This is a genomic window from Mycobacteriales bacterium, from assembly GCA_035533475.1.
Lineage (GTDB): Bacteria > Actinomycetota > Actinomycetes > DATLTS01 > DATLTS01 > DATLTS01.
Genome location: DATLTS010000025.1, coordinates 52,490 through 78,865, shown reverse-complemented (window position 1 = coordinate 78,865; position 26,376 = coordinate 52,490). Strand labels below are relative to the sequence as shown.

Below are 26,376 nucleotides of genomic sequence, written 5' to 3'. Positions count from 1 at the left end.
CGCAGCCTGCCGGTTCCCGACGGGCTCGACGGGGTTCGGCTCGACGCGGCCCTCGCCCGGATGTTCGGCCTGTCGAGAACGACCGCCGCCGGCCTCGTGGCGGCCGGGGACGTGTGGGTCGACGGGGCGGCGCGGGCGAAGTCGGACCCGGTGCTGGGCGGGTCCTGGCTCGAGATCGATCTTCCCGACGCCGTGGCGCCGCGGGCAGCGGAGCCGGTGGCCGGGCTCGTGGTGGTCTATGACGACGCGGACCTGGTTGTCGTGGACAAGCCGGTGGGCGTGGCTGCGCACGCCAGTCCGGGCTGGACGGGTCCGGCCGTCACCTCGGGCCTGGCCGCCGCCGGGTACCTATTGGCGACGTCGGGCCCGGCCGAGCGGCAGGGCGTCGTGCACCGGCTCGATGTGGGCACGACGGGCCTCATGGTGGTGGCGAAGAGCGAGCTCGCCTACCGCGAGCTGAAAACGGCGTTTCGCGAGCGGACCGTCGACAAGCGTTACGGCGCCCTCGTCCAGGGTCACCCGGATCCGTTGTCCGGGACGATCGATGCCCCGATCGATCGGCACCCCAACCATGATTACAAGTTCGCCGTCGTTGCGGGTGGCAGGCCAAGCGTCACCCACTACGAGACGGTGGAGGCGTTCCGGGCGGCATCGCTGCTCGACGTTCGGCTCGAGACGGGACGGACCCACCAGATCCGGGTGCATCTGGCCGCGGTGCGCCATCCGTGCGTGGGGGATGCCACGTACGGGGCGGATCCCAAGCTGGCCGCTCGACTCGGCCTCACCCGGCAGTGGCTGCACGCCTCGCGGCTCCGTTTCGCGCACCCGCGGGACCGACGCCCGCTCGAGTTCACCAGCCCCTGGCCGACCGATCTCGCGGCGGCGCTGGCGAAGGTCCGGGCTGAGTCGTGACCGGGCGTCTGGCGGCGCTCGACGAGCGGGTCGTCCCCTGGGTCGCGTTCCGGTTGCGGCGGGTGCTCGGCGTTCGCTGGCCCAGCCGTCGATGGCTCGTGGGCGGCTCGGCGATCGCGGTGCTGGCGGCTTTCGGGGCGGTCACGGCGAGTCGCGCGTCTCCCCCGGCCGTGCCGAGGACCGAACTGGTGAACGCCTTCGTGGGACCGGTCACCGGAGAGTCCGTGGGGAACTACGCGCAGGCCGCCTCGGGTCGGCTCCGCGCGCTGTTGGCCAGCGCTCCGGCCGCCTCGACGTACGCTCTGATCGATCTCAGCAGCTACGAGTCGCCCTCATGGCTGCTCGCTCAGACTCGCGGATTGCGGGTCCAGCTGATCTACGTCCGGGTGCATGTGCCCGGCCTGCCCACCGAGGTGCATCCGATCCAGGTGAACTCGCTGAGCGAGTTGCCGATCGATCTCGAGGGGATCTCGGCCCGGGCCGCTGCCCTGGCGCGCTACACGGCGGCGGAGATCAACGCGCCGGGGAGCACGGAACCGTCCCGTGCGGCGCTGCGGCTCAGCGTGCGGGCACTGCTCGCGGAGGCCCACGGGATCGGCCCCGCCTGCACCTGCATCTATGCCCTTGCGGCGTTCGGGCCGGTGGGGCGGCTTGCGGAGCTGGCCGGTGGGGCCGGCGTGCGGGTCGTCGATCCAGCCCCCCCGTCCGCCACCTTCGCCGACATCGGCTTCCAGCCGATCCTGCCGGAGATCAACGGGGCCTTCCCGGCGGACGGGGTGACCCCGGACGTGCGCACCGTGCCGTAGGTCGCCGGCGACACGCCGGGTCACCGCGGACTCGGCGACACGCCGGAGACTGTCCCCGGCGCGTGTTAGAACGTGCGGACGGCCTCCACATCCGGCCGAGCCCGCCCGCCGACGCTTCGAGGAGCCCCCGCCCGCATGAGTGACTCGTTCGTGCATCTGCACGTGCATACCGAGTACTCGATGCTGGATGGGGCGGCCCGCGTCAAGGAGTTGTGCGCCGCCGCCGCGGAAGCCGGGATGCCGGCGCTCGCGATGACCGACCACGGAAACCTCTACGGGGCCTACGACTTCTACTCGGCGGCTCGCGCCGCCGGGGTGAAACCGATTCTGGGGATCGAGGCGTACCTCGCTCCTGGAAGTCGTTTCGACCGTTCCGCGACCGGACGCGGCGGCGCCTTCGACACCCGCGGCGACAAGTACACGCACATGACCATCCTCGCCGTCACCGACCAGGGTTGGCGCAACCTGGTCAAGCTGGCCAGCCTGGCGAGCCTCGAGGGGCACTACTACAAGCCGCGGATGGACCGCGAGCTCCTCGCCAGTTACCGGGAGGGTCTCGTCGCGACATCCGGTTGCCCGAGCAGCGAGGTGAACCGGCTGTTTCAGCAAGGCAATCCGGTGGCGGCCAGGCAGGCGCTAGCGGACTACGCGGACATCTTCGGTGCCGGGAACTTCTTCGTCGAACTGATGGACCACGGCCTCGCAATCGAGCGGCAGACCCAGCGTCAACTGATCGAGCTGGCCGGCGAGCTCGGGCTGCCACTGGTGGCGACCAACGACCTGCACTACACCCGGCAGGCCGACTCGGTCGCCCATGAGGTGCTGCTCTGCGTGCAGACCGGCGCAACCCTTGCCGACCCGGCGCGCTTCCGGTTCGAGGCGGACAGCTTCTACCTCAAGTCGCCAGCGGAGATGCGGTCACTGTGGGCCGAGCTGCCGGAGGCCTGTGAGAACACGTTGCGGATCGCCGAGCGGGCCGACGTCACCCTGCCCGACGGGGGTCGTCTGCTTCCTCGGTTCCCGTTGCCCGACGGCGAAACCGAAGAGTCCTGGTTCCGAGCCGAAGTGGCCCGCGGCCTCGACCGGCGGACCAACGGACGCCCGAGCGACGAGCAGCGCCGCCAGGTTGCCTTCGAGACCGGTGTCATCCTCGAGATGGGCTTCCCGGCCTATTTCCTCATCGTCGCCGACCTCGTCCGCTATGCCCGGGTGAACGGTATCCGGGTCGGCCCCGGGCGCGGGTCCGCGGCCGGCTGCATGGTTGCGTGGTGCCTCGGCATCACCGAGCTAGACCCGATGCGGCACGGACTGATCTTCGAACGGTTCCTAAATCCCGAGCGGGTCTCCATGCCGGACATCGACATGGACTTCGACGACCGGCGCCGTGGGGACATGATCCGCTACGCGACCGAAACCTACGGCGAAGACCGGGTCGCGCAGATCGTCACCTTCGGCACGATCAAGGGTCGCCAGGCGATTCGCGACTCCGCCCGGGTCCTCGGCTTTCCCTACGCCGCCGGCGACCGGCTGTCGAAACTGTTGCCGTCGCCGGTCATGGGCCGGGAGATGTCGTTGGCCGACTGCTTCACCGAGCGGGCTGAGCGCTTCAAAGAGGCCGCGGCGCTGCGGACGGCATTCGAGTCCGAGCCGGACGCGCGCAAGATCCTCGACACGGCCCGCGGACTCGAGGGCCTGAAACGGCAGGCGGGCGTGCACGCCGCGGGTGTCGTGATCTGCCGAGACCCGCTCACCGACCACGTCCCGGTCTGGCGTCGCGAAGCGGACGGCGCGGTGATCACCCAGTTCGACATGGGGACGTGCGAGAAGCTCGGGCTGCTCAAGATGGACTTCCTCGGGCTGAGCACCCTCACCGTGCTCGACGACTGCCTGCGCTTCATCGAGGCGAACCGTGGCGAGCAGATCTTGCTCGAGGAGCTGCCGCTCGACAACCCGGAGGCGTACGGCCTGCTCTGCCGAGGTGAGTCGATCGGCGTGTTCCAGTTGGAGGGCGGCCCGATGCGGTCGCTGATGCGCTCGATGCAGCCATCCAACTTCGACGACATCTCCGCGCTCATCGCCTTGTACCGGCCAGGCCCGATGGGCGTGGGCGCGCACATCGACTACGTGGAGCGCAAGCACGGCCGTCGACCCCAGGCGCCGATCCACCCGGAGCTGGCGCAGCCCCTGGCGGATGTGCTCGGCGAAACGTACGGGGTCATCGTGTACCAGGAGCAGGTCATGGCGGCGGCACAGAAGGTGGCCGGATACAGCCTCGGCCAGGCCGACCTGCTCCGGCGGGCCATGAGCAAGAAGAAGAAGTCGATCCTCGACAAGGAGTACCAGCCGTTCGCGGCCGGGATGCACGCGAACGGTTTCAGTGACGGGGCGATCGCGAAGCTGTGGGAGGTGCTCGTCCCGTTCGCCGACTATGCCTTCAACAAGGCGCATTCCGCCGGCTACGGGCTCCTCTCCTACTGGACGGCCTATCTCAAGGCGCGCTACCCGGCTGAGTTCATGGCGGCCCTGCTCACCAGCGTCGAGGACGACAAGGACCGGAGCGCGGTCTACCTGCACGAGTGCCGTCGGATGGGCATCAAGGTGCTTCCCCCGGACGTCAACGAGTCCGACGCGGACTTCACCCCTCGAGGCGGCGACATCCGCTTCGGCCTCTCCGCGATCCGCAACGTCGGCCAGAACGTCGTCGGCTCGCTCATCGGAACCCGCAGAGGGAAGGGCCGTTTCGCCGACTTCGCCGACTTCCTTCGCAAGGTCGAGCCCATCGCCTGCAATAAGAAGGTCGTCGAGTCATTGATCAAGGCCGGAGCCTTCGACAGCCTCGGGCACACGCGACGTGGGTTGCTCCAGATCCATGCCGACGCGCTGGACGCGTGTCTGGAAACGAAGCGGGCGGAGGCAATCGGCCAGTACGACCTGTTCGGTACGGACCCGGCGGAGGGGCCGGCCGGTGGGCTGGCCCCGGACATCGCCATCCCCCTCGGCGAGTGGGACAAGCCGGTCCTGCTCGCCTATGAACGGGAGATGCTCGGCCTGTATGTGTCCGACCATCCGCTGCTGGGTGTCGAGCATCTGCTCGCCGAGGCCGTCGACTGCTCGGTGGCTTCGCTGAGCGCGGAGGGGGCGACCGACGGGCAGATCGTCACCGTCGGCGGGATCATCTCGGCCTTGCAGCGCAAGGTCACGAAGGCTGGTGCCCCCTGGGCGTTGGCGACCCTCGAGGATCTCGAGGGCGCGATCGAGGTCATGTTCTTCCCGGCGTGCTACCAGCAGCTGGGTCACCAGCTGGCCGAGGACACCGTCCTGCTCGTTCGGGGTCGGGTCGATCGTCGGGAGGACGTGCCGAAACTCATCGCGATGGACGTCAGCGTCCCCGACCTGACCCAGGCTCCGCGCGGTCCGGTCGTGATCACCCTGCCGGCCACGCGCTGCACTCCTCCGCTCGTCGATCGGCTCAAGGAGGTGCTCGCCACCCACCCGGGCACGACGGAGGTCAGGCTCCAGCTTCAGGCCGGAGAGAAGGCCACCGTCCTCCGGCTCGACGACCGGCTGCGGGTGAGCCCGACGTCGGCCCTGTTTGGAGATCTGAAGGCGCTCCTCGGCCCGGCTGCGCTCGGCGGGTAGCGTCCCTCGCGGAGGTGCCCGTGTCCGCGCGTCGACTCGCTGTTCTGGCGGGCTCGGTGGCGATCGGCCAGGTCGGGCCGGCCGTCACCTGGCTGGCGCCGGTGCGGCTCGCCGTCTGGCCGCGGCTCGCCGGAATCGGACGGCCCGGACATCTGGCGCTGACCTTCGACGACGGCCCGGACCCCATAGCGACCCCGTTGTTTCTCGCAGAGCTCGATGAGCTCGGTTGGAAGGCAACGTTCTTCGTGCTCGGCGAGCAGGTCCGGCGCTCTCCTCGTTTGCTGGACGAGATCGCCGCGGCCGGTCATGAGATCGGGGTGCACGGCGACGAGCACCGCTACCTCATCGCCCGCACCCCCCGGGCCGCCGCCGACGATCTGCGTCGGGCGCGGGACACGGTGGGGGATCGGTTCGGGCACCCCCCGGTCTGGTTCCGGCCGCCGTACGGCGTGCTGTCCGGGCCGGCTCTCGTCGCAGCTCGCAGGCTCGGTCTGCGCCCTGTGCTCTGGACCGCCTGGGGTCGGGATTGGACGCGCTCGGCTACCCCGCAGTCGGTGCTGGACGAGCTCGGTCGAGGAATCCTGTCCGGCGGCACGGCGGTGCTGCACGACTCCGATTTTCACTCGGCGCCTGGCGCGTGGCGGTCCGCGCTCGGGGCGCTGCGCCCGCTGGCCGAGGAAATGTCGATGCGGCACGTCACCGTCGGCCCGATCGCCGAGCACGGGATCGGCGGTCGGCGCGAGAGATGACGATCTGACGCAACCGGTCGACCGGGCGGGGCGCCGCCGGCAACCGATTCGCCCCGAGCGCAGGGTCGTACCCTGAGTCCGGCCGGCCCCCGGCCGGGGCGAAGGGATGCATGGACGCGAGCTATGAGGTCCGCGGGGTGACCCGCAGTTACCGGGCCCGTGGTCGCGACGCGGTCCTGGCCGTGGACCGGGTGGATCTCGACATCGGGCCGGGTGAGGTTTTCGGGCTTCTGGGCCCCAACGGTGCGGGCAAGACGACGCTGGTTCGGATGCTCATGGGCCTCGCCCCGCCGGACACCGGGTCGATCAAGCTGTTCGGAACGGACATCGCCGGCCGGCCGCAACTCGCGAGCGGCTGGGCCGCTTACCTCGCGCAGGACGAGCTCGCCCTCGACGAGCTCACCGTCGGGCGTGCGGTCGAGACCACCGGCCGGTTGCGCGGCCTGTCCCGGCGGGCTGCGCTCACCGAGACCGCAGAACTGCTCGACGAGCTCGGGCTCACGGATCTCGCCGGTCGGACCCTGCGCCGGCTCTCCGGCGGGCAGCGCCGACTCGCCGGGGTCGCCACGGCCCTCGCGGCGCGCCGGCCCGTCCTCGTGCTCGACGAGCCGACGACCGGCCTCGACCCCACCGGCCGCCGCGCCGTCTGGCTCGCGCTGGAACGTCGGCGGGCCGAGTCGGGCACGACGGTCGTGCTGGTCACGCACAACGTGCTGGAGGCCGAGACGGTTCTCGATCGCGTCGCCGTCTTGGACCGGGGCCGGGTGATCGCTTGCGATTCGCCGGGTCGGCTCAAGGCCGCGCTGAGCAGCGAGGTTCGGCTCGACCTGATCTGGCGGCATGACCCCCCGAGGGAGGACGCCACCGTGCTGCAACTCGCGGCCGGGGCGGTGATCGCCGGCCGGCGATGGAGCACCCGGTTGGCGCAGTCGGAGGCGGGCGCGGCGCTGGCCGCTCTGCTTGCCGGGCCGGCCTTCGAGGCACTCGACGATTTCACTCTGGCGACGCCGAGCCTCGAGGACGTCTACCTGTCGCTCGGCGGTCGTGACGACGACCTGGAGCGGGTGTGAGTAGCACCCGCGTCGCGGGGCTGGCCACGGCGCCCCGGACGGGTAGCCCGCCCCGGGCCGGCGGCCCGGGGCTGATCGCGGGAACCGCGGCGGTCTATGCCGGGCAGCTGTCCCGGGCGCGGGCCGCCCGCGCACCGCTGCTGTTCGTGGCGACCCTTCAGTCCTTGGGCATCCTGGTGCTGGTCCGCGGCTTCGTCGACCGGTCGAATGAGTTGACGAGGCAGGGCATCGTCGCCGGGGCCACGGTCCTGGTGGTCGCTTTCGTTGCCCTCAACCTGCTCGCTCAGCGCTTCGGCGCACTGCGGGCCGGCCGCGGCTTCGACTACTACGCCGCCCTGCCCGTCCCGCCAGCCGCCGTCGTGCTCGGCACGGCGGCCAGCTATGCCACCTTCACGGTGCCAGGGGCGGCCGTGACCGCGGTTGCCGGTGCGCTGCTCTACGGTCTGCCGCTTGGTCATCTGTGGTTCGTGTTCCCTGCGGTGGTGTTCGCCGGGGCCGCCCTGGCCGGTTTGGGTGCCTTCCTGGGCCTGGTGTTGCCCCGTCCCGAACTGGCGACCCTGGCCGGTCAGCTCGGCATGACGATCGTGCTCTTCCTGGGCATCTACCCGGCGCACCGGCTGCCCGGAGCACTGCAGGCGGTCCGGGCGGCCGTCCCGTCGACGTACGCCGTGGACGCGCTCGCCGGGTCCTTTCTGCGCAGTCCGGATTGGGTGGGCATCGGCGGGCACCTCGCCGGCTGCGCTGCGGTCGCGGTGGTGGCTCTCACCGCGGCGACCTGGGCGTTCCGGCGGGCCACGTTGCGCTGACGGTCGCGCCAGGCAGCGGCCCGGCCCCGGACCAGAACCCGACGAGGATTCCGTAGGTGAGAACCGCCGCGAACGCCCACCCGACGTAGACCGGCTCGGCGGTCACCCCGACGTAGTGGTGCAGCCCGTACCCGACGATCTTGATGCTGGTCGAGACCGGCCGAGCGTCTTCGAGGGTGCTCAGCCGGACCCGGGCTCCCACCCGATCGGCGATCAGCGCGGCGAGGATGCCCCCGCCGGCGAGACCGGCGGCGACCCCGGGCCCGCGATAGCGGGTGAACGAGTAGGCGACGACGCCGCACGAGATGCCGACCAGGAGGCTGGCGAGCAGGAAGTAGCCGTCGGCCGCGAAGAAGGCGTTGTTCTCCCCGAACCCGTCGAGGACCTTGGGGGAGATCGCCGCCCAGAACAGCCCGAGCGGGGCACCGAGCAGCACGAGGACGGCCACGGTGACCGCGCCGGCGGCGACTTCGAGACGGAGCTGCACGGTGCCATCCAACCAGTCGGCCCCGGATGAGCTGCCTCGCTTAGGCTGGTGGCTCGCCGGCGCAGAACAGGGGAGGGTCCGTGCTGTCCCGGATCGATCTGCGCCGCGGTGCTGCTGCCGCGGACCGTGCGGCCCTCCGGCACCTGTTGCCGCGGGCCGTGATCGACGTCGCGGGCGCGGTCGACGAGGTGCGCCCGGTGCTTGCCGCGGTGCGTGACCGGGGGGCCGCCGCGGTGCGCGAGTTCACCCTCCGCTTCGACGGGGTCGACGTCTGCGATCCTCGGGTGCCTCCCCAAGCCCTGGCGGCCGCGCTAGCCGGCCTGGCTCCGGCGGTCCGTTCGGCGCTGGTCGAGGCCGCCGACCGGGCCCGCCGGGTGCACCTGGCCCAGGTCCCGGCCGACCTGACCGTGGAGGTGGCCGAAGGCGGCCTGGTGAGCGAACGTTGGCTGGCGGTCGGCCGGGTCGGGCTCTACGTCCCCGGCGGCCTCGTCGCGTACCCGTCGTCGGTCGCGATGAACGTCGTGCCCGCGCAAGTCGCCGGGGTTGGCTCGCTGGCGGTCGCGTCGCCACCGCAGGCGGCCCACGGCGGCCTGCCGCACCCCACGGTGCTGGCGGCCTGCGCGTTGCTCGGGGTGGAGGAGGTCTACGCGGTCGGCGGCGCGCAGGCGATCGCGATGTTCGCCTACGGCCTCCCCGACTTGGGGGTGCCGGCGGTCGACGTGGTCACCGGTCCGGGGAATGTCTTCGTGGCGGCGGCCAAGCGGGTGGTCCGCGGGATGGTCGGGATCGACTCCGAGGCCGGGCCTACCGAGATCGCGATCCTGGCCGATGACTCGGCGCCCGCCCCGATCGTGGCCGCTGACCTGGTCGCCCAGGCCGAGCACGATCCGCTCGCCGCTTGCCTACTCGTGACGCCCTCTGCTGCGCTCGTTGAAGCCGTAGAGATCGAACTCACCCGTCAGGTCGCCGCTACCCGGCACCGGGAACGGGTCGAGGCCGCGTTGGCCGGCCAGTCCGCCGCCGTTCTCGTCGGCGACCTGGATGCCGGCTTGGCGGTGGTGGACGCCTGGGCGCCGGAGCACCTGGAGATCCTCACCCGCGACCCGGCAACGGTGGCCGCCAGGGTGCGCAACGCCGGGGCGATCTTCGTCGGTCCGTACACGCCGGTGTCGCTCGGCGACTACCTCGCGGGGTCCAACCACGTCCTGCCGACCGGTGGGACCGCTCGCTACGCCTCAGGATTGTCGGTGCACACCTTCCTGCGCTGTGTGCATGTCGTCGACTACACCCGCGATGCCCTGGCCGCGGCCGCCCCCCACATCCGGGCCCTCGGCGGTGCGGAGGAGCTCGCCGCGCACGTCGAAGCCGTGGAGGTGCGTCTGCGGTGAGCGATCTCGAGGATCTTCCGGTCCGGGCCGACCTGCGAGCCCGCACTCCCTACGGGGCGCCGCAGCTGGACGTTCCGGTGCGGCTCAACACGAACGAGAACCCGTACCCACCGCCGCCCGGCCTGGTCGAGGACCTCCAGCGGGCGGTGCTCGCCGCTGCCGTCGGACTCAACCGCTACCCCGATCGCGAGGCGGTGGCGCTACGGACCGGCCTCGCCGGCTACCTCGGCCCGCAATTCCGGCTCGAGCAGGTGTGGGCGGCGAACGGATCGAACGAGATCCTCCAGCAGCTGCTCCAAGCCTTCGGCGGCCCGGGCCGCACCGTGCTCGGCTTCGAACCGTCCTACGAGATGCACCGCCGGATCGCCGAAACCACCGGAACTGCCTGGCTGGCGGTACCGAGAGCGGCCGACTTCACGATCGACGTCGACACCGCGGTGCGGGCGCTCCGCGAGCACGATCCCGACGTCGTCTTCGTCTGCTCACCGAACAACCCGACCGGAGCGGCCGTCGACCCGTCCGTCATCGAGGCCATCTACGCCTCGACCCGCGGGGTGCTGGTCGTGGACGAGGCCTATGCCGAATTCTCCGCGCGTCCTTCCGCTCTCGGGTTGCTCCCCGGCCGCCCCCGGCTGGTCGTCACCCGCACGATGTCGAAGGCCTTCGCATTCGCCGGGGCCCGGCTGGGCTACCTGGCGGCCGACCCGGCGGTAATCGAGGCGATTCGGCTGGTCCGGCTGCCCTACCACCTGTCCGCCCTCACCCAGGCGGCGGCGCTCGCCGCGCTGCGCCACGCGGACGCCACCTTGGCGACCGTGGCGCAGGTCCGGCACAATCGAGACCGGATGATCGCCGGCCTTGTCGCAGCCGGCTACGAGGTTGCGCCCTCGGACGCGAACTTCATCCTGGTCGGCAGATTCGCCGATACGGCGGCGAGCTGGCAGGCTCTGCTCGATCGCGGGATCCTCGTCCGTGACTTCGGGCTGCCCGGCTGGTTGCGGATCACCGCCGGTCTGCCGCGGGAGATCGATGCGGTGCTCGCCGCCCTCGAGGAGCGCAGATGACCCGTCATGCCGCAGTGGAGCGGTCGACCGCCGAGTCGACCGTGCGCGTCGAGCTCGACCTGGACGGCGCCGGCCGGGTGGAGGTCGCGACCGGGGTCCCGTTCTTCGACCACATGCTGTCTCAGCTGGGCCGCCATGGCGGCTTCGACCTGGTGGTTCGCTCCGCCGGTGACCTGCACGTCGACGCTCACCACACCGTGGAGGACACGAGCCTCGCCCTCGGCCAGGCCCTGCGTGAGGCGCTCGGCGACAAGGCCGGGATCCGTCGGTTCGGAGACGCGTTGGTCCCGCTCGACGAGACCCTCGTCCAGGTTGCCGTGGACCTGTCCGGCCGGCCCTACTGCGTCCACGAGGAACCCGAGCTCGTGGAGCTCATCGGCACCTACGACACCACGCTCACCCGGCACGTGTGGGAGTCCCTCGCCGGCTCCGCCCAGATCTGCCTGCACGTCCGTGTCCTCGCCGGGCGCAACGCACACCACGTCGCCGAAGCGCAGTTCAAGGCGGTCGCCCGGGCCCTGCGGAGCGCGGTAGCTGTCGACCCTCGGGTGGTCGGTGTGCCGAGCACCAAGGGCGTCCTGTGACCAGGCCGTCGTGAGCCGACCGACGGTGGTCGTGCTCGACTACGGCTCGGGCAACCTGCGTTCCGCCGAGCGGGCGCTCGACCGGGTCGGCGCGGACGTCACGGTGACGGCGGATCAGGACGCGGTCGCCGCCGCCGACGGTCTCGTCGTCCCCGGTGTCGGCGCGTTCGCGGCATGCATGGACGGGATCGAGCGGACCGGAAGCGACCGGGCGATCCGGTCCCGGCTGGACGCGGGCCGGCCGGTATTCGGGATTTGCGTCGGGCTCCAGATCCTGTTCGGGCTGGGGGTGGAGCACGGGGCGCGCCGCCCCGGCCTCGGGGTGTTCGACGGTACGGTGCGCCAGCTGCTCGCCCCGATCCTTCCGCACATGGGCTGGAACACCGTCGAACCACCGGTGGGCTCAGCCCTGTTCGCAGGCGTCGAATCCGAACGCTTCTACTTCGTCCACTCCTTCGCGGCCCTGGAGGCCCTCGGCGCGCAGGTGACCTGGTCCACCCACGGCGAGCGTTTCGTCGCCGCGGTCGAAGCCGGGCCGGTCACCGGAACCCAGTTCCATCCCGAGAAGTCGGCCGACGCCGGGGCCGGCGTGCTAGCCAATTGGGTGGGCAGTCTGTCGTGAGCTTCGAGCTGTTGCCGGCCGTCGACGTCGCCGGCGGCCGGGCCGTGCGGCTCGTCCAGGGCGCCGCCGGCAGTGCGACCGAGTACGGGGATCCGCTCGAGGCCGCTCTGGCGTGGCAGCGCGACGGCGCTCGATGGATTCACCTGGTCGACCTGGACGCGGCGTTCGGTCGGGGATCGAACGCCACCCTGCTCGCGGACATCGTGGCGCAGGTCGAGGTGGCGGTCGAGCTGTCCGGCGGTATCCGCGACGACGCCTCGCTGGCTTCGGCCCTGGCCACCGGCGCGGCTCGGGTCAACGTCGGCACGGCGGCTCTCGAGGACCCGGATTGGCTACGGGCGGCGATCGCCCGAGTGGGGGATCGGGTCGCCGTCGGATTGGATGTGCGCGGGACGACGCTTTCCGGCCGCGGGTGGACGCGCCCGGGCGGGGAGCTCTTCGAGGTCCTCGAGCGGCTCGACCGCGACGGTTGCGCCCGCTACGTCGTCACCGACGTCCGCCGGGACGGGACGCTGACCGGCCCGAACCTCGAATTGCTGCGCAGCGTCTGCGCCGCGACCGACCGGCCGATCGTCGCCAGCGGCGGGATCGCGAGCCTCGACGACCTGCGGGCGGTTCGATCGATCCGCGGGATCGAAGGGGTGATCGTCGGCAAGGCGCTCTACGCGGGCGCGTTCACACTTGCGCAGGCGCTCGCGGCGGTCGCGTCGTGAGCCTCGCCGTCCGGGTGATCCCATGCCTCGACGTCGATGGCGGCCGGGTCGTCAAGGGCGTGAACTTCGTGGACCTCGTCGACGCGGGGGACCCGGTGGAGATGGCCCGGGTCTACAACCGCGAGGGCGCCGACGAACTGGTGTTTCTCGACATCACCGCCTCCAGCGTCGGGCGCGATCCCATCTTTAACGCCGTGGCCCGCACTGCGGAAGCCGTATTCATCCCCCTCACCGTCGGTGGGGGCGTGCGCAGCGTGGCCGACGCCGATCGGTTGCTGCGGGCCGGCGCGGACAAGGTCGGGGTCAACACGGCGGCGGTCGAGCGGGCGGCCCTCCTCTCCGAGTTGGCCGAACGCTTCGGAGCGCAATGCGTCGTGCTTTCCGTCGACGCCCGCCGGGGCCCGACGGCGAGCGGGTTCGAGGTGACGACGCACGGCGGGCGCCGCGGAACGGGCCTCGACGCGGTCGCCTGGGCCGCGCAGGGCGCGGCGCTGGGGGCCGGCGAGATCTTGCTCAACTCGATGGACGCCGACGGCACCCGGGCCGGTTTCGACCTCGAGTTGATCTCCGCGGTCCGGGGTGTCGTGCACGTGCCGCTCATCGCCAGCGGTGGCGCGGGCACCGCCGAGGACTTCCCGGCTGCGGTCCGGGCCGGCGCCGACGCGGTGCTTGCCGCGAGCGTGTTCCACTTCGGTGTTCTGCGGATCGCGCAGGTCAAGAGCGCACTCGCGGCTGCGGGGCTGCCGGTTCGCCGCTGAGCTCGTGGCGTCAGCCCAGGGCGGATCCGAGCTGGCTACAGGCGGGTGCCGGCTGCTGCCAGGAAGGGTTGAGGCTCAGCGGCAGGGTCGGGACCTGCCACGGCGAGGCGGCCGCTCGGATCACCTGCTCGACTTCCGACCTCCAGCGGAAGCCCGGCACGGTGCCGTCCCGGAGGAAGGCGGCGGTGAGCTTGGCCACCGCCGGCTCGGCGAACAGGGTGCCGTGGAAGGCGACGACCACGGCGGACGGGATGGCGAGGTCCGGTCCGTACGGGGCCCCGACGGCGTCGGCGAGCGGGATGAGCGCCAGCTGGCGGACCCCGGGGATCTGGCAGGAGACCAAACCGCGGACGAGTGGCCCCTGGTCCTCGATCGAGCGGATGAGTGGCCCGTCGGCGGTGAGGTTCAGCGGTGTCGTCACGTCGAGGCCCTTCAGCAGCGCCCTGGCGCCGGCGCCGCCGACCAGCCCCCAACCGGGCGTGTTCGGTGGCGGGAAGTAGACCCGGGCCGGGTCGATGAGCGGGCTGAGCAGGACGAGCGCGCGCACCGGGGCGCCCGGGTCGCTGGCTAGGTAGGCCTTGGCGGCGAGGGCCCCCTCGCTTTCGGCGACGATGCTGACTTTCTGGCCGGAGTGGCCGGCGAGGGCGTCGACCTGTGCGGACAGCAGCCGGACGAGCTGGGGCAGCGTGCGCTGGGTGTCGCCCGAGGTGTAGGGCAACGGCCGCTGGTCCGGGCCGAGCCCGCGGTATGAGAACCGCCGGACCTCGAAGCCCGGCCCGAGGTCGAACCGGGCCTTGCCGTCCCACTTCGTCGCGAAGCCGGCCATGACGAGGACCAGCCGCCCGGGGGCCCGGCTGGATACCGCGGGCCCGAGGGTGCCACCCGGCCGGCCGCGTCGGCTGTGCCCGTTGTGCACCATCACCGTGACCACGCCGACGACCAGGGCGAGGGATGCCGCCAGGGCGACCGGGGCCACCGGGGCGAATCGCACCCGGCGCCGGCCGGTGACCACGGCGGGCACGAGGCGGAGCCACGCGAACCCGTTGAATGCTCCACCGGCTGCGACCCACAGGACCGCCGCCGGCGAGCTGGCCGCGACCGCGAGACCTCCGGTCACGGTCATGACGAGCAGGCTCGCTCCGGCCCATCCGACTGCGGCCAGCGCCGGAGCCCGGCGCCACCACGAGGTGGCACTCCCATGCGCCGTCACGAGACAGATCGCGATCACCGCCGGGAACGCGCCGAGGAAGAACCACGACACCGAGACGACGGCCATCCCGAACAGCAGGCTGGCGAACGGGAAGAGCAGCACACCGGTGACCAACGTGATCGACAGCGATCGGAGCAGCAGGGAGCGCCAGGAGGGAGCCGCCCGCCCGGCCGGCCAGGCCAGCCGGACGCAGGCCGCGGTGAACACCGTGCGCACGACGAGCAGGGCCCCCAGCTCGAATCCGAACGTCGTCCACGAGTCGGTGAACACGAGCAGCCAGCGCAGGTCGTGGAACACGCCGATCGGTGCAAGTCCACTCACCTGGGGGGCCAGGGCGATCGCCGCCGCGGGCCCGAGCAGGACGACGAGCAACGCCTCGACGACGGCCGCGGCGACGCACAGCGCGATCAGCGCCTGCCCCCGGCTCACCCGCGTTCGCGGTTCGGACCGCCCTCGGGTCGGCGTCAGTTGTCCCCTCCCCGGCTCGGGTGGTGGCGCTCCCGGGACACAATGGTGCGGTGTCCGTTGAATCTTCGGTTCCCCCCGCCCGCCCGTCGAACCTCGATCCGGAGATCGCCGTTCGGCTCAAGCGGGACCGTGATGGCCTCTTTCCCGCGGTCGCCCAGCAGTACGACACCGGCGAAGTGCTCATGGTCGGTTGGATGGATGACGAAGCCCTGCACCGCACCCTCACGACCGGTCGAGCGACCTACTGGTCTCGTAGTCGCCGAGCGTACTGGGTCAAGGGGGAGACCTCCGGGCACCAGCAGTGGGTAAAGGCCGTGGCGCTCGACTGCGATGCCGACACCGTGCTGGTCCGGGTGGATCAGGTCGGCGCCGCCTGTCACACCGGGGACCGGACGTGCTTCGACCGGCAGGTGCTCGAAGCCACCGTCGGCGCCCCGTGACATCAGGCGTGATCAGCCCGACCCGGGAGCAGTTCCGGGCCGCCTGGGCCACCGCACCGGTCGTGCCCGTCACGCGCGCACTGCTCGCCGACGGCGAGACCCCGGTCGGGGTCTATCGCAAACTGTCGGCGAGCCGCCCGGGCACCTTCCTCCTGGAATCGGCGGAGCACGGCGGTGTCTGGTCCCGCTATTCCTTCATCGGGGTCCGCTCGCCGGCGACGCTCACCGTCCAGGACGGCCGGGCATGCTGGCTGGGCACCCCCCCGGCCGGCGTCCCCCTCGACGGCGACCCGTTGGAGGTGCTTCGCCGGACCGTGACCGCGTTGCGGTCCCCCAGGTCGCCCGGCCTCCCCCCGCTCACCGGTGGGCTGGTCGGCTTCCTCGGCTACGACGTCGTGCGCCGGCTCGAGCGGCTGCCGGAGCACGCCGAAGCGGACCTGCCGATCCCGGAGATCATGTTGTTGCTGGCGGCGGACCTGGCGGTGCTCGACCACACCGACGGCTCGCTGATGCTCATCGCCAACGTCGTGCCTGGGGCACCATCCGCCGACGCGGGCTACGACGACGCCGTCGAGCGACTGGAACGGATGACGGCCGATCTTCGCCAGCCGTCCCCGTCCACGGTGGCCGCCCTGAGTCCGAGCGGCCTGCCGGAGCACTCGACGAACATGTCGAGACAGCAGTTCCTCGACGCCGTCCGGACCGCGAAGGAGCACATTTTCGCGGGCGACATCTTCCAGGTGGTCCTGAGCCAGCGTTTCGCGGCGCCCACGGCGGCCGACGCGTTCGACATCTACCGGGTCCTGCGTGCGTCGAACCCGAGTCCCTACATGTATCTGTTGCGCTTCGGGGACCTCGACGTGGTCGGCTCCTCACCGGAGGCGCTGGTCAAGGTGACCGCGGGTCGGGCGCTGCTCCACCCGATCGCCGGCACCCGGCCGCGCGGCGCCACCCCCGAGGCGGACGCCCTCCTGGCCACCGAGCTGCTGGCCGACCCCAAGGAACGCAGCGAGCACGTCATGCTCGTGGACCTCGGCCGCAACGACCTGGGGCGGGTCTGTCGTCCGGGCAGTGTCGACGTCGTCGACTTCATGAGCGTCGAGCGGTACTCGCATGTGATGCACCTGGTGTCGACCGTCGTCGGCGAGGTCCGCCCCGACCTCACCTCGCTCGACGTCCTGGAGGCCTGCTTTCCGGCGGGAACGCTCTCCGGCGCCCCGAAGGTCCGGGCGATGGAGATCATCGAGGAGCTCGAACCGACCCGGCGCGGCGTGTACGGCGGCGCGATCGGCTACTTCGACGTCGGCGGCGATCTGGATACCGCGATCGCGATCCGGACAGCGGTGCTGCGCGAAGGGGTCGCCTACGTCCAGGCCGGCGCGGGGATCGTCGCCGACTCGGATCCGGATTCCGAGGACGACGAGTCGCGGCGGAAGGCGGCGGCGGTGTTGGCGGCGGTGAGTGCGGCCGAGGCCCTGACCGGCGCGCCAGCGCCGCGGGCGTGAGCGCCCGGCGGGGCCAGGCCGTCGCGGTCGTCGGCGCGCTGTTCGGGGCTGCGCTGCTCGTCATCTCCGCCGGCCGGCCCTGGGGCGGCACGGCGGCCCATGCCGGCCTGTCGGTGTCCAGCCCGACCGGGCACGATCGCAGTGCCGTGCCCGACGTGTGCGGTCTGATCGCCCTGCCGGCGGCCGCGTTGCTTCTCGCGCTGCGCCGGGTCGGACGGATCCTCGTCGGCGCGGTGCTGGTCATGGCCGGTGCCGGTGCCCTCGCCGCCGTTGTCCACGTCCTTGGTTACCCGCGGCCGAATGCCTGGCCGGCCGTCGCCATCGCCGGAGGCTTGTTCGTCGCCGGAGCGGGGCTCACCGCGGTCGCGTTCGGTCGGCGCTGGCACGGCCTGTCCGAACGCTACGCTGCCGCCGGCGCCCGATCGGGGCCGGCCGGCCGGGATCCCGAGCTGTCCGCTTGGGATGCCCTCGACCGGGGAGAAGACCCGACGCTGACCTGATCCGAACATCGACTTCACCGGCTTCTGCCGTGGGCTGGACGAAGATGACTTCAGCGGCGGGCCGAGGGGGCGACGTGGTCGAAGGCAAGGGACTCGTCCTGGTCATCGAGGACGAGCGGGCGATCGCGGACCTCGAGCGGCTCTATCTGACCCGGGAGGGTTTCGGGGTTCATGTGGAGGCCGACGGCCGGGCCGGGCTGGCTGCCGCGCGCAAGCTGCACCCGGTCGCGATCGTTCTCGACGTCGGGCTGCCGGAACTCGACGGCACCGAGGTGTGCCGGCGGCTGCGGGCCGACGGCGACTGGACGCCCATCCTGTTCGTCACCGCCCGGGACGACGAGGTGGACCGGGTACTCGGTCTCGAGCTGGGCGCGGACGACTACATAACCAAGCCGTTCAGCCCGAGGGAGCTCGTGGCCCGGGTCAAGACCGTGCTTCGACGGGGCACCGGCACGGATGAGCGCGTGCTGACGGTCGGCGCGGTCAGTCTCGAGCCGTCCCGCCGCCGGGTCGTGGCGGCCGGCGCCGAGGTCGTGCTGACCAGCACCGAGTTCGACCTGTTGGCTTTCCTGCTCCGCCGTCCCGGCCGGGTGTACTCGCGCGAGCAACTGCTCTCCGAGGTCTGGGGGTACGAGGCGGCGGCTGGCACCCGCACCGTCGACGTCCACGTGGCCCAGTTGCGGGCCAAGCTCGGGGAGGCCAGTCCGATCCGAACGTTGCGTGGGGTGGGCTACGCCGCGGGTGACTGAGCCCTCGCCGCGCCGGTCCGGACTCGCCGTCCGGATCGCCGTCGTGACCACGGCCGTCGCGCTCGTCACCGTGGTCATCAGCGGCCTCGTTTCGAACCGCCTGGTGCACAGCGCCGCCGAAACCCAGGAGCTCAAGACGCTGTCCCGGCTGGCTTCGGTGGCCGCCGCGGCCGCCGAGGCGGCTCCCGGCACGGCCGGCTCCGCCCTCGATCGGGTGCTCGCCAACACCCGGGTGGAGAGCGGCCTCGGAATCCACTTCCTGCGGGTCGACGCGCTCGGGCTGACCCCGACCCGGCTCAACCCGAGACATGTCACGGCGCTGCCGGCCGCCCTGCTTGCCCAGGCCGCCGCCGGCCAGACGTTCGAGACGACCACCCAGTTCCGGGGCGCGCTCTTCCTGGTGGCGGGCTACCCGGTCGCGAGTGCCTCCGGTGGTGACTACCTGGTCCTCGAACCGGCGAGCGCGGTTTCCCAGGTGAGCCAGCCGGTCGGCCGGCGGCTGCTCGTCGCCTTGGCGATCGGGCTCGCCGTCGCTGCCGCCGCCGGCGTGCTGCTGGCCCGTCGGCTGGCCCGGCCGCTCCAGCATGCGGCCGGCGCGGCGCATCGGCTGGCGGCCGGCGACCGGGACATCCGGCTGGTCGCGGAGGGCCCGGCCGAGGTCGCCGAGGTCTCCGACGCCCTGAACTCCCTGGCCGGCGCGCTCGCGACGAGCGAGGCCCGGCAGCGGGAGTTCCTCCTCTCGGTGTCGCATGAGCTGCGGACCCCGCTGACGTCGATCAAGGGCTACGCCGAGGCGCTGGCCGACGGGGTCGTCCCCGCGCCGGAGCTCGCGGCGACCGGCGCCACCGTGCTGGCCGAATCGGCCCGGCTCGAGCGGCTGGTCTCCGACCTGCTGGACCTGGCCCGGCTCGGGGCCGACGACTTCCGGATCGACCTGGCGCAGGTGGACCTAGGCGAGGTCCTGCACCAGGCCGAGGCGGTGTGGGTCCGGCGATGCGCGAAGGAGCAGGTCGAGTTGCGCACCGAGTTCCCCGCCGGGCCGCTGCTGGCGACGACCGACGCCACCCGGGTCCGGCAGATCCTCGACGGGCTCGCCGAGAACGCGCTGCGGGTCGCCCCGCGCGGCGCACCGATCGTGCTCGCGCTTCGGCCGGAACGTCAGCAGGCGGTGCTCGAGGTGCGCGACGGGGGCCCCGGCCTCACCGACGACGACCTCGCGGTCGCCTTCGAGCGCTCGGCGCTCTACGACCGCTACCGCGGGGTGCGCCGGGTGGGGACCGGGGTCGGGCTGGCCCTCGTCGCGGGGCTGGCCGCCCGGCTGGGCGGCACCGTCGAGGCAGGGCACGCCGCCGAGGGCGGCGCACGGTTCACCGTCCGACTGCCGCTGGCCACGGTCGACGGAACCCCCGCTCGGCGGTAGGTCCCTACACCCGCCGCCGGACGCCGGACGCCAACGCCTCGGCCAACCCGTGGACGCCGTCCACCCCTGCCTCGTCCAGGCAGCGGACGAAGGCCGAGCCGACGATCACCCCGTCCGCGTAGCCGGCCACCTCGGCCGCCTGCTCGGCGTTGCTCACCCCGAGCCCGACGGCCACCGGAAGGCTGACGAGCGCCTTGGCCCGCGCGACGAGTTCCGGGGCCCGCGCGCTCACCCGCTCCCGCGCCCCGGTCACGCCCATCGTGGAGGCGGCGTAGATGAAGCCCCGGCCGGTCGCCCCGACCCGGCGGATCCGGTCGTCGCTCGACGAGGGGGCGACGAGGAACACCGGATCGAGCCCGTGTTTCTCGGCCGCGGCCAGCCACGGGCCGGCCTCCTCGGGGGTGAGGTCCGGGGTGATCATGCCCGACCCGCCGGCCGCCGCGAGCGCCGCCGCGAACCGCTCGACCCCGTATCGCTCGATCGGATTCCAGTAGGTCATGACGAGGACCGGCGCGCCGGCCGACGCGACGGCCTCGACGGTGGCCAGCACGTCGCTCACGCGGGTGCCACCGGCGAGGGCCCGGTCGACCGCGGCCTGGATCACCGGCCCGTCTATCAGCGGGTCGGAGTAGGGCAGCCCCACCTCGACCACGTCGACGCCCCCCTCGACCATCGCCCGCATCGCGGCGACCGCGGTGTCGACCGCCGGGAACCCGGCCGGGAGGTATCCGACGAGAACCGCCCGGCCGTCCCGGGCCGCGTTCGCGAATACCTCGGCGACGCGCCCGGTCACTCCTCCGCCAACCCGAACCAGGCGGCCGCGGTGTCGACATCCTTGTCACCGCGGCCGGAGCAGCTGACGAGGACCGCGGACCCCGGACCGAGTTCGCGTGCGACGCCGCACGCCCCGGCGACGGCGTGCGCGGTTTCGATCGCGGCCAGGATGCCCTCGGTCCGGGCCAGCCGGCTGAAGGCGTCCATCGCGGCGGCGTCGTCGATCGCGATGTAGCGGGCCCGACCGGTGTCCCGGAGCCACGCGTGCTCCGGGCCGACCCCCGGATAGTCGAGGCCGGCCGAGACCGAGTGGGTCGGGCTGGTCTGCCCGTCCCCGTCCTGGAGCAGGTAGGACCGGGCCCCGTGCAGCACGCCCGGGGAACCGGCCACGAGGGTGGCCGCGTGCTGCCCGGAACGCACCCCGGCGCCGCCGGCTTCGCAGCCGACCAGCGCCACGCCCTCGTCAGCGAGGAAGGGATGGAAGATGCCGATCGAGTTCGAGCCGCCGCCGACGCAGGCGACCACCGCGTCGGGCAGCCGGCCCAGGCGGTCCAGGCACTGGGCGCGGGCCTCGACGCCGATCACCCGCTGGAAGTCGCGCACCATCATCGGGAACGGGTGCGGGCCCACCACCGAGCCGATCACGTAGTGCGTCGTCTCGACGTTCGTGACCCAGTCCCGCATCGCCTCGTTGATCGCGTCCTTGAGGGTCTTCGAGCCGGTGTGCACCGGGACCACCTCGGCCCCGAGCAGGCGCATCCGGGCGACGTTCAGCGCCTGCCGGCGGGTGTCCTCCTCACCCATGTAGACGACGCACTCCAGGCCGAGCAGGGCGGCGGCGGTCGCCGTCGCCACCCCGTGCTGCCCGGCCCCGGTCTCGGCGATCACCCGGGGCTTGCCCATCCGCTGCGTGAGCAGCGCCTGGCCGAGCACGTTGTTGATCTTGTGCGAGCCGGTGTGGGCGAGGTCCTCCCGCTTGAGCAGGATCCGCGCGCCACCGGCATCCGCCGAAAGCCGCCGGGCATCGGTCAGCGGGGTCGGCCGTCCCGCATAGGTCGAGAGCAGGTCGTCGAGGCGGGCGGTGAACTCGGGGTCCTCCCGGGCCGCGGCGTACGCCGCGGTGAGCTCGTCCAGGGCGGCGATCAGGGCTTCCGGGACGAATCGACCGCCGTAGTGGCCGAAATGGCCGTCCCGGTCCGGCAGCTGCCCGGCGCCGGCGGTCACGGCGCGGTGTGTCGGGCCGCCGGATGCGCTCCGGCGGTGACCAGGTCGGCGACTGCCTGCCGCGGGTCCTTGCCGGTGACCAGTCCCTCGCCGACGAGGACGGCGTCGGCGCCCACGGCCGCGTAGGCGAGCAGATCGTGCGGCCCGCGGATCCCCGATTCGGCGACCTTGACCGCGCTGTCCGGCAGCAGGGGCGCAAGCTCGGCGAAACGGCTCCGGTCGACCTCCAGGGTGCGTAGGTCGCGCGCGTTGACGCCGATGACCCGCGCCCCGGCGTCGATCGCCCGGGCGACCTCGTCGGCGTCGTGAACCTCGACCAGGGGGACCATGCCGAGGCTCTCGGTCCGCTCCACCAGCGCGACCAGGGCGTTCTGCTCGAGCGCCGCGACGATCAGCAGCACGAGGTCGGCACCGTGCGCCCGGGCCTCCCACACCTGGTAGGCCGTGACGACGAAGTCCTTGCGGAGCAGGGGGGTGTCGACGGCCGCGCGGATCGCGTCGAGGTCGGCGAGGCTCCCGGCGAAACGTCGCTCCTCGGTCAACACGCTGATGACATGAGCCCCGCCGGCCGCGTAGTCGCGAGCGAGGGCCGCCGGGTCGCCGATCGACGCGAGCGCGCCCCGGGAGGGACTGGCCCGCTTGACCTCGGCGATCACGGCGATCCCCGGCTGCCGCAGCGCAGACATCGCGTCCCGGGCGCTCGGCTGCCGGCCGGCGATTTCCTTGAGCCGGTCCAGCGGAACCTCGACCTGACGTTCGGCCAGGTCCGCTCGCACGCCGTCGAGGATCTCGTCGAGGACGCTCACGCGACCGGTCTCCAGTTCCCTCGACGCTGCGATGCGGTCGCGCCCCGGCCCTGCGCCGGGGGGGTCGGGGTTCGGTCCAGGGTAGCGGCGAGCCGGCCGGCCGCTTCGGCGCGTGTCGGATTGGCCGGGTCGGCCCGGGGGGCGTAGAACGTGGCTGGCCAACCGGCGAGAGGGGTGCGGCGTCTGTGAGACGTGGGGCCCGACCGGAGCCGAAGGTGACCGAGCTCGCGGTGTCGGCTGAGCTGGTACGAAGTCGTACCCGCGATGCGGACGCGGCCGAGCTGTTCGCCGCGCACTACCCGAGGCTCGCCGGCTGGTGCCGAAACCTCGTGGACGACGCCGACACGGCCCACGAGATCGCGGCCGAGGCGTTCACCCGGCTGCTCGCGAAGTGGTCCAGCGTCGACGACCCCCGTGGCTACCTCTACGTCGTTGCCGCGAACCTGGTTCGGGACCGTTGGCGCAAGCTGGAGCGCGAGCGCCGTGCGTTGCGCCGGATCGGGCCGCCCGACGAGCTCGACCCGACCCCGGCCGGTGACGTCGGGCTGCGGGTGCTCGTCGCGGCGTTGCCGGACCGGCTCCGGCTCCCGGTGCTGCTCCACTACTACGCCGACCTCCCGGTCAGGCGGGTTGCGATCCTGCTCGGCCGGGCGGAGGGCACCGTGAAGAGCGACCTGTTCGACGCGCGTGCCCGGCTGCTCGCCCAACTCGGGGACCGTGATGGTCGAACCTGACGATGACCTGCGCCGCCGACTCGGCCCGCCGGTCATCCCGTTGGCGCCCGGCCCGGCGCGCTTCGAGCGGATCCGACGCCAGGCCCGCCACCGCCGCCGGTGGCGGGCGGCGATGACCACGATGAGCACCGCCGCACTGGTTGCCGCGGCGGTAGTCGTCGGGGTCGCGATCGGCGGTGGCTTGCCACGCCCCCAGCCTGCGCAACGCCCGATCGGCGAGGGAACCCCCGGCGTCCCGGTCACCGCGCCGCCGAGCGCGACCCAGTCGCCGGCCCGGCCCACGCCGGCCGGCTCCTTCGTGCCAGAACATCTCGGACTGGTCGACCTCAGCTGGGTCAGCGACCTGGACGGCTGGGGGCTCGGAACGACCCCCGGGACCTGCGCAAGCGGCTTCTGCACCTCGCTGGTCAGGACCTCCGACGGTGGTGCGAGCTGGGTGGGGATCCCGGCGCCGCACGCCGACCTGGCCGAGTTCTCCTGCCGCCCGGGACGGCCGTGCGTCGGTCACCTGCGTTTCGCCGATCACTGGAACGGCTACGCGTATGGGCCCGACCTGTTCATCACGACCGACGGCGGCGACACCTGGCAGCGTCAGCCGATCGACGGCACGGTGTCCGCCCTCGAGGTGGCCGGTGGGACCGCCGTGGCGATCATCGGGTCAGCCGGATCGGGCAGCTGCGACGCCGGCTGCGCGGTCGAGGAAGCCGCGGTCGGGACGGCGGCCTTCCGGCCGACCGGCCTGGTCGTGCACGGGGCGACCACCAGGGTGGTCCGGGACGGCGGCGACCGGGTGTACGTCGCGGGGATCGGCCCGGTCAGCGAGCTCTACCGCTCCGACGACGGCGGGATGAGTGACCGCTGGAACCGGATCGTCGACCCCTGCGTGGCCTTCCATCGCAGCGTCGTCGACCTCACCGGGGCGCAAGGCGGGTACCTAGCCGTGCTCTGCTCCGCCAGCTCTGGTTCCGGCACGGATGCCGTGGTCGCATCGACCGACGCCGGCGACAGGTTCGGGCCGCTGCGCCCGTTGCCCGCGGTCCTGCGACCGATCTCCCTGGCTTCCCCGCGAGCCGGTGTCCTCGTCCTCGACGTCCCCCCGTCGTTGTACGTCAGCACCGACGCCGGTCGGACCTGGTCCGCCCGGCTCGCCGCGCCCGCCGAAGGGAAGCTCACCGGCACCGAGTTCGCCGCACTGGGCTTCGAGGACCCGCGGTACGGGCGGGTGATCGTGGCCCGGGTAACCGTCGAGACCACCCGCGACGGCGGGCTGACCTGGATCGGGCACACGTTCAGCTGAGCGGATCCGGCCGTGCCGTAGCGTGAACCGTGATGAGACCCGCCTACATTCCCAGCCCCCCGGGCAGCGTTCTGCACCTCGGTCCCGTGCCGATCCGCGCCTACGCGCTATGCATCATCGCCGGAGTTGTCCTCGCCTTCTTCGTGACCGAACGCCGGTTCACCGCGCGCGGCGCCCGGCCCGGGGTGACCGCCGACATCGCCACCTGGGCGATCCCCTTCGGCCTGGTCGGCGCCCGGCTCTACCACGTCGCCACCGACCCCGAGCTCTACTTCCCCAAGGGCAAGGACTGGGTGGGGGCGTTCGAGATCTGGCACGGCGGCCTGGGGATCTGGGGGGCCGTCGCCGCCGGCGCGCTGGGCGCCTACATCGCCTGCAAGCGATACGGAGTCTCCCTCGCCTCGTTTGCGGACGCCGCCGCCCCGGGCATCGCGATCGGGCAGGGGATCGGCCGGTTCGGCAACTACTTCAACCAGGAGTTGTACGGGGGACATACGAGCCTGCCCTGGGGTCTTACGGTCAGCGGCCAGCCGGGCCATTTCCAGCCGACGTTCCTCTACGAATCGCTGTGGGACATCGGTGTCGCGGCCCTGGTCATCTGGGCCGACCGGCGCTTCCGGCTCGGCCGGGGCCGTGCGTTCGCGCTCTACGTTGCCGTGTACACCGTCGGGCGTGGGTGGATCGAGGCACTCCGGATCGACCACGCCAACCACTTTTTCGGACTTCGGCTCAACGACTGGACCAGCATTGCCGTGTTTCTCGGCGCCGTGACGTTCCTGGTGGTGCGCCGCGGTCCGCGGGAGCGGCTCGTCATGGATGACGGCACCGATGCGTCGGCCGGCGTGGCTTCGACCGACACCCCCGTACCCTGGAGCGGTGAGCAGTCCGACCCAGGCCGCTGAGGCCCATTCGGCGCACGGTCATCGCGACGTCACCGGTGGTGCGTTGCGGCCGGCGGTGTTCGGGGCGATGGACGGGCTGGTGTCGAACTTCGCCCTGATCGCCGGCGTTGCCGGCGCCCACGTCTCGGCGCACACGGTGGCGCTGACCGGGCTGGCCGGGCTGGTCGCCGGAGCCTGTTCGATGGCGGTCGGCGAGTACACGTCGGTCTCGTCGCAGACCGAGGCGACGATGGCGGAGATCGCCGTCGAGCGAGCCGAGATCCAGGCTCGGCCCCGGGCCGAGGAGGCCGAGCTGGCGATGCTGTACCGCCGCCGGGGTCTCAACGCCGAGCTGGCCGCGGAAGTCGCGCAGGTGCTCTCCCGGGACCCCGACCAGGTGTGGCGGATCCATGCCCGCGAGGAGCTCGGCGTCGACCCGGACGACCTGCCGTCGCCGTACGTGGCGGCCGGATCGTCTCTGGTGTCCTTCGCGGTGGGGGCGGTCGTCCCGCTGCTGCCCTACCTGTTCGGGGCCCGCACGTTGGGAGTCTCGATGCTCCTCGCCGGCGTGGGACTGTTCCTGCTCGGCTCGGCGGTCACCCGGTTCACCCGCCGGTCCTGGCTGGTGAGCGGCCTCCGGCAGCTTCTGCTCGGGGCGGTGACCGCCTCGGTGGCGTTCGGAATCGGCCACCTCTTCGGCGCCGGCGGCGTGTCCTAAGTCGTCGCGGGGCCGGGCCGGGTCGTGTAACCTGGCGATCGCAGGGCCGACG

At 72.4% G+C, this 26,376-nt stretch carries 26 protein-coding genes; 21 read left to right on the top strand and 5 right to left on the bottom strand.

Translation table 11 applies throughout. The annotated features are described in order from the left end of the window. The first annotated feature begins 6 nt into the window (after positions 1–6). The 6 genes from VNG13_05275 (at position 7) to VNG13_05250 (ending at position 7,982) form a co-directional block, all read left to right on the top strand. A complete protein-coding gene (locus tag VNG13_05275; GenBank protein HVA59931.1) occupies positions 7–912 on the top strand; it encodes an RluA family pseudouridine synthase in 906 nt (301 codons plus the stop codon). After that, positions 909–1,718 (top strand): hypothetical protein, encoded by an 810-nt coding sequence (locus VNG13_05270; GenBank protein ID HVA59930.1) that lies wholly within the window; start codon positions 909–911, stop codon positions 1,716–1,718. The genes VNG13_05275 and VNG13_05270 overlap by 4 nt, the downstream gene beginning before the upstream one ends. A gap of 135 nt (positions 1,719–1,853) precedes the next feature. Next, positions 1,854–5,357, top strand: a complete 3,504-nt coding sequence (gene dnaE, locus VNG13_05265) for a DNA polymerase III subunit alpha (protein HVA59929.1) — start codon at positions 1,854–1,856, stop codon at positions 5,355–5,357. Between the two features lie 20 nt (positions 5,358–5,377). Continuing rightward, on the top strand, positions 5,378–6,106 hold the full coding sequence (locus VNG13_05260) for a polysaccharide deacetylase family protein (protein HVA59928.1): 729 nt from the start codon (positions 5,378–5,380) through the stop codon (positions 6,104–6,106). 110 nt (positions 6,107–6,216) lie between these two features. After that, positions 6,217–7,176, top strand: coding sequence for an ABC transporter ATP-binding protein (locus VNG13_05255; protein HVA59927.1), 960 nt, complete (start codon positions 6,217–6,219; stop codon positions 7,174–7,176). Then, positions 7,173–7,982: an ABC transporter permease gene (locus tag VNG13_05250; protein ID HVA59926.1), complete on the top strand. Its 810-nt coding sequence runs from the start codon at positions 7,173–7,175 to the stop codon at positions 7,980–7,982. The genes VNG13_05255 and VNG13_05250 overlap by 4 nt, the downstream gene beginning before the upstream one ends. Here the strand turns inward: VNG13_05250 and VNG13_05245 are convergent. Further along, complete coding sequence (locus tag VNG13_05245) at positions 7,939–8,469, bottom strand: hypothetical protein (protein ID HVA59925.1); 531 nt, start codon at positions 8,467–8,469, stop codon at positions 7,939–7,941. The two genes, VNG13_05250 and VNG13_05245, sit on opposite strands and share 44 nt — an antisense overlap. 80 nt (positions 8,470–8,549) lie before the next feature. On the opposite strand from VNG13_05245, the gene hisD reads away from it, so the two are divergent. Genes hisD through hisF form a run of 6 tightly spaced genes read left to right on the top strand, consistent with a single transcriptional unit; the run spans position 8,550 to position 13,598 of the window. Continuing rightward, on the top strand, positions 8,550–9,857 hold the full coding sequence (gene hisD, locus VNG13_05240; protein HVA59924.1) for a histidinol dehydrogenase: 1,308 nt from the start codon (positions 8,550–8,552) through the stop codon (positions 9,855–9,857). Further along, the gene (locus tag VNG13_05235; GenBank protein ID HVA59923.1) at positions 9,854–10,921 is read left to right on the top strand and encodes a histidinol-phosphate transaminase; all 1,068 of its coding nucleotides are present in this window, start codon (positions 9,854–9,856) and stop codon (positions 10,919–10,921) included. The genes hisD and VNG13_05235 overlap by 4 nt, the downstream gene beginning before the upstream one ends. Next, positions 10,918–11,505 (top strand): imidazoleglycerol-phosphate dehydratase HisB, encoded by a 588-nt coding sequence (gene hisB, locus VNG13_05230; protein ID HVA59922.1) that lies wholly within the window; start codon positions 10,918–10,920, stop codon positions 11,503–11,505. Before VNG13_05235 ends, hisB begins: the two co-directional genes overlap by 4 nt. A 10-nt stretch (positions 11,506–11,515) precedes the next feature. Next, complete coding sequence (hisH, locus tag VNG13_05225) at positions 11,516–12,127, top strand: imidazole glycerol phosphate synthase subunit HisH (GenBank protein HVA59921.1); 612 nt, start codon at positions 11,516–11,518, stop codon at positions 12,125–12,127. Beyond that, positions 12,124–12,840 (top strand): bifunctional 1-(5-phosphoribosyl)-5-((5-phosphoribosylamino)methylideneamino)imidazole-4-carboxamide isomerase/phosphoribosylanthranilate isomerase PriA, encoded by a 717-nt coding sequence (gene priA, locus VNG13_05220; protein ID HVA59920.1) that lies wholly within the window; start codon positions 12,124–12,126, stop codon positions 12,838–12,840. Before hisH ends, priA begins: the two co-directional genes overlap by 4 nt. Beyond that, the gene (gene hisF / locus VNG13_05215) at positions 12,837–13,598 is read left to right on the top strand and encodes an imidazole glycerol phosphate synthase subunit HisF (protein HVA59919.1); all 762 of its coding nucleotides are present in this window, start codon (positions 12,837–12,839) and stop codon (positions 13,596–13,598) included. The genes priA and hisF overlap by 4 nt, the downstream gene beginning before the upstream one ends. Before the next feature lie 10 nt (positions 13,599–13,608). On the opposite strand, the gene VNG13_05210 is transcribed toward hisF, so the two are convergent. Next, positions 13,609–15,237 (bottom strand): hypothetical protein, encoded by a 1,629-nt coding sequence (locus tag VNG13_05210; protein ID HVA59918.1) that lies wholly within the window; start codon positions 15,235–15,237, stop codon positions 13,609–13,611. 89 nt (positions 15,238–15,326) lie between these two features. Here VNG13_05210 and hisI point away from each other — a divergent pair, with 89 nt between their 5' ends. The 5 genes from hisI to VNG13_05185 are packed head-to-tail and all read left to right on the top strand — an operon-like array spanning position 15,327 to position 19,890. Next, a complete protein-coding gene (hisI, locus tag VNG13_05205) occupies positions 15,327–15,716 on the top strand; it encodes a phosphoribosyl-AMP cyclohydrolase (protein HVA59917.1) in 390 nt (129 codons plus the stop codon). Positions 15,717–15,724: 8 nt separating this feature from the next. Then, the gene (locus VNG13_05200) at positions 15,725–17,221 is read left to right on the top strand and encodes an anthranilate synthase component I (protein HVA59916.1); all 1,497 of its coding nucleotides are present in this window, start codon (positions 15,725–15,727) and stop codon (positions 17,219–17,221) included. Then, positions 17,218–17,721, top strand: a complete 504-nt coding sequence (locus tag VNG13_05195; protein ID HVA59915.1) for a Trp biosynthesis-associated membrane protein — start codon at positions 17,218–17,220, stop codon at positions 17,719–17,721. The genes VNG13_05200 and VNG13_05195 overlap by 4 nt, the downstream gene beginning before the upstream one ends. A 29-nt stretch (positions 17,722–17,750) precedes the next feature. Continuing rightward, entirely contained in the window at positions 17,751–18,470 is a 720-nt protein-coding gene (locus tag VNG13_05190) for a response regulator transcription factor (protein ID HVA59914.1), read from the top strand. Then, a complete protein-coding gene (locus VNG13_05185; protein HVA59913.1) occupies positions 18,463–19,890 on the top strand; it encodes a HAMP domain-containing sensor histidine kinase in 1,428 nt (475 codons plus the stop codon). Before VNG13_05190 ends, VNG13_05185 begins: the two co-directional genes overlap by 8 nt. Before the next feature lie 4 nt (positions 19,891–19,894). On the opposite strand, the gene trpA is transcribed toward VNG13_05185, so the two are convergent. From trpA to trpC, 3 genes are read right to left on the bottom strand one after another with little or no spacing between them, the layout of a single operon-like run. Further along, positions 19,895–20,683, bottom strand: coding sequence for a tryptophan synthase subunit alpha (gene trpA, locus VNG13_05180; protein HVA59912.1), 789 nt, complete (start codon positions 20,681–20,683; stop codon positions 19,895–19,897). Continuing rightward, positions 20,680–21,888 (bottom strand): tryptophan synthase subunit beta, encoded by a 1,209-nt coding sequence (gene trpB, locus VNG13_05175; protein HVA59911.1) that lies wholly within the window; start codon positions 21,886–21,888, stop codon positions 20,680–20,682. The genes trpA and trpB overlap by 4 nt, the downstream gene beginning before the upstream one ends. Beyond that, complete coding sequence (trpC, locus tag VNG13_05170) at positions 21,885–22,694, bottom strand: indole-3-glycerol phosphate synthase TrpC (protein ID HVA59910.1); 810 nt, start codon at positions 22,692–22,694, stop codon at positions 21,885–21,887. Before trpC ends, trpB begins: the two co-directional genes overlap by 4 nt. Positions 22,695–22,909: 215 nt before the next feature. Between trpC and VNG13_05165 the strand changes: the two genes are divergently transcribed. Genes VNG13_05165 through VNG13_05150 form a run of 4 tightly spaced genes read left to right on the top strand, consistent with a single transcriptional unit; the run spans position 22,910 to position 26,324 of the window. Continuing rightward, positions 22,910–23,428, top strand: a complete 519-nt coding sequence (locus VNG13_05165) for an RNA polymerase sigma factor (GenBank protein HVA59909.1) — start codon at positions 22,910–22,912, stop codon at positions 23,426–23,428. Further along, the gene (locus VNG13_05160) at positions 23,415–24,725 is read left to right on the top strand and encodes a hypothetical protein (protein ID HVA59908.1); all 1,311 of its coding nucleotides are present in this window, start codon (positions 23,415–23,417) and stop codon (positions 24,723–24,725) included. The genes VNG13_05165 and VNG13_05160 overlap by 14 nt, the downstream gene beginning before the upstream one ends. A gap of 32 nt (positions 24,726–24,757) precedes the next feature. Beyond that, complete coding sequence (gene lgt, locus VNG13_05155) at positions 24,758–25,627, top strand: prolipoprotein diacylglyceryl transferase (protein ID HVA59907.1); 870 nt, start codon at positions 24,758–24,760, stop codon at positions 25,625–25,627. After that, the gene (locus tag VNG13_05150; protein ID HVA59906.1) at positions 25,602–26,324 is read left to right on the top strand and encodes a VIT1/CCC1 transporter family protein; all 723 of its coding nucleotides are present in this window, start codon (positions 25,602–25,604) and stop codon (positions 26,322–26,324) included. The genes lgt and VNG13_05150 overlap by 26 nt, the downstream gene beginning before the upstream one ends. Positions 26,325–26,376 lie beyond the last annotated feature (52 nt).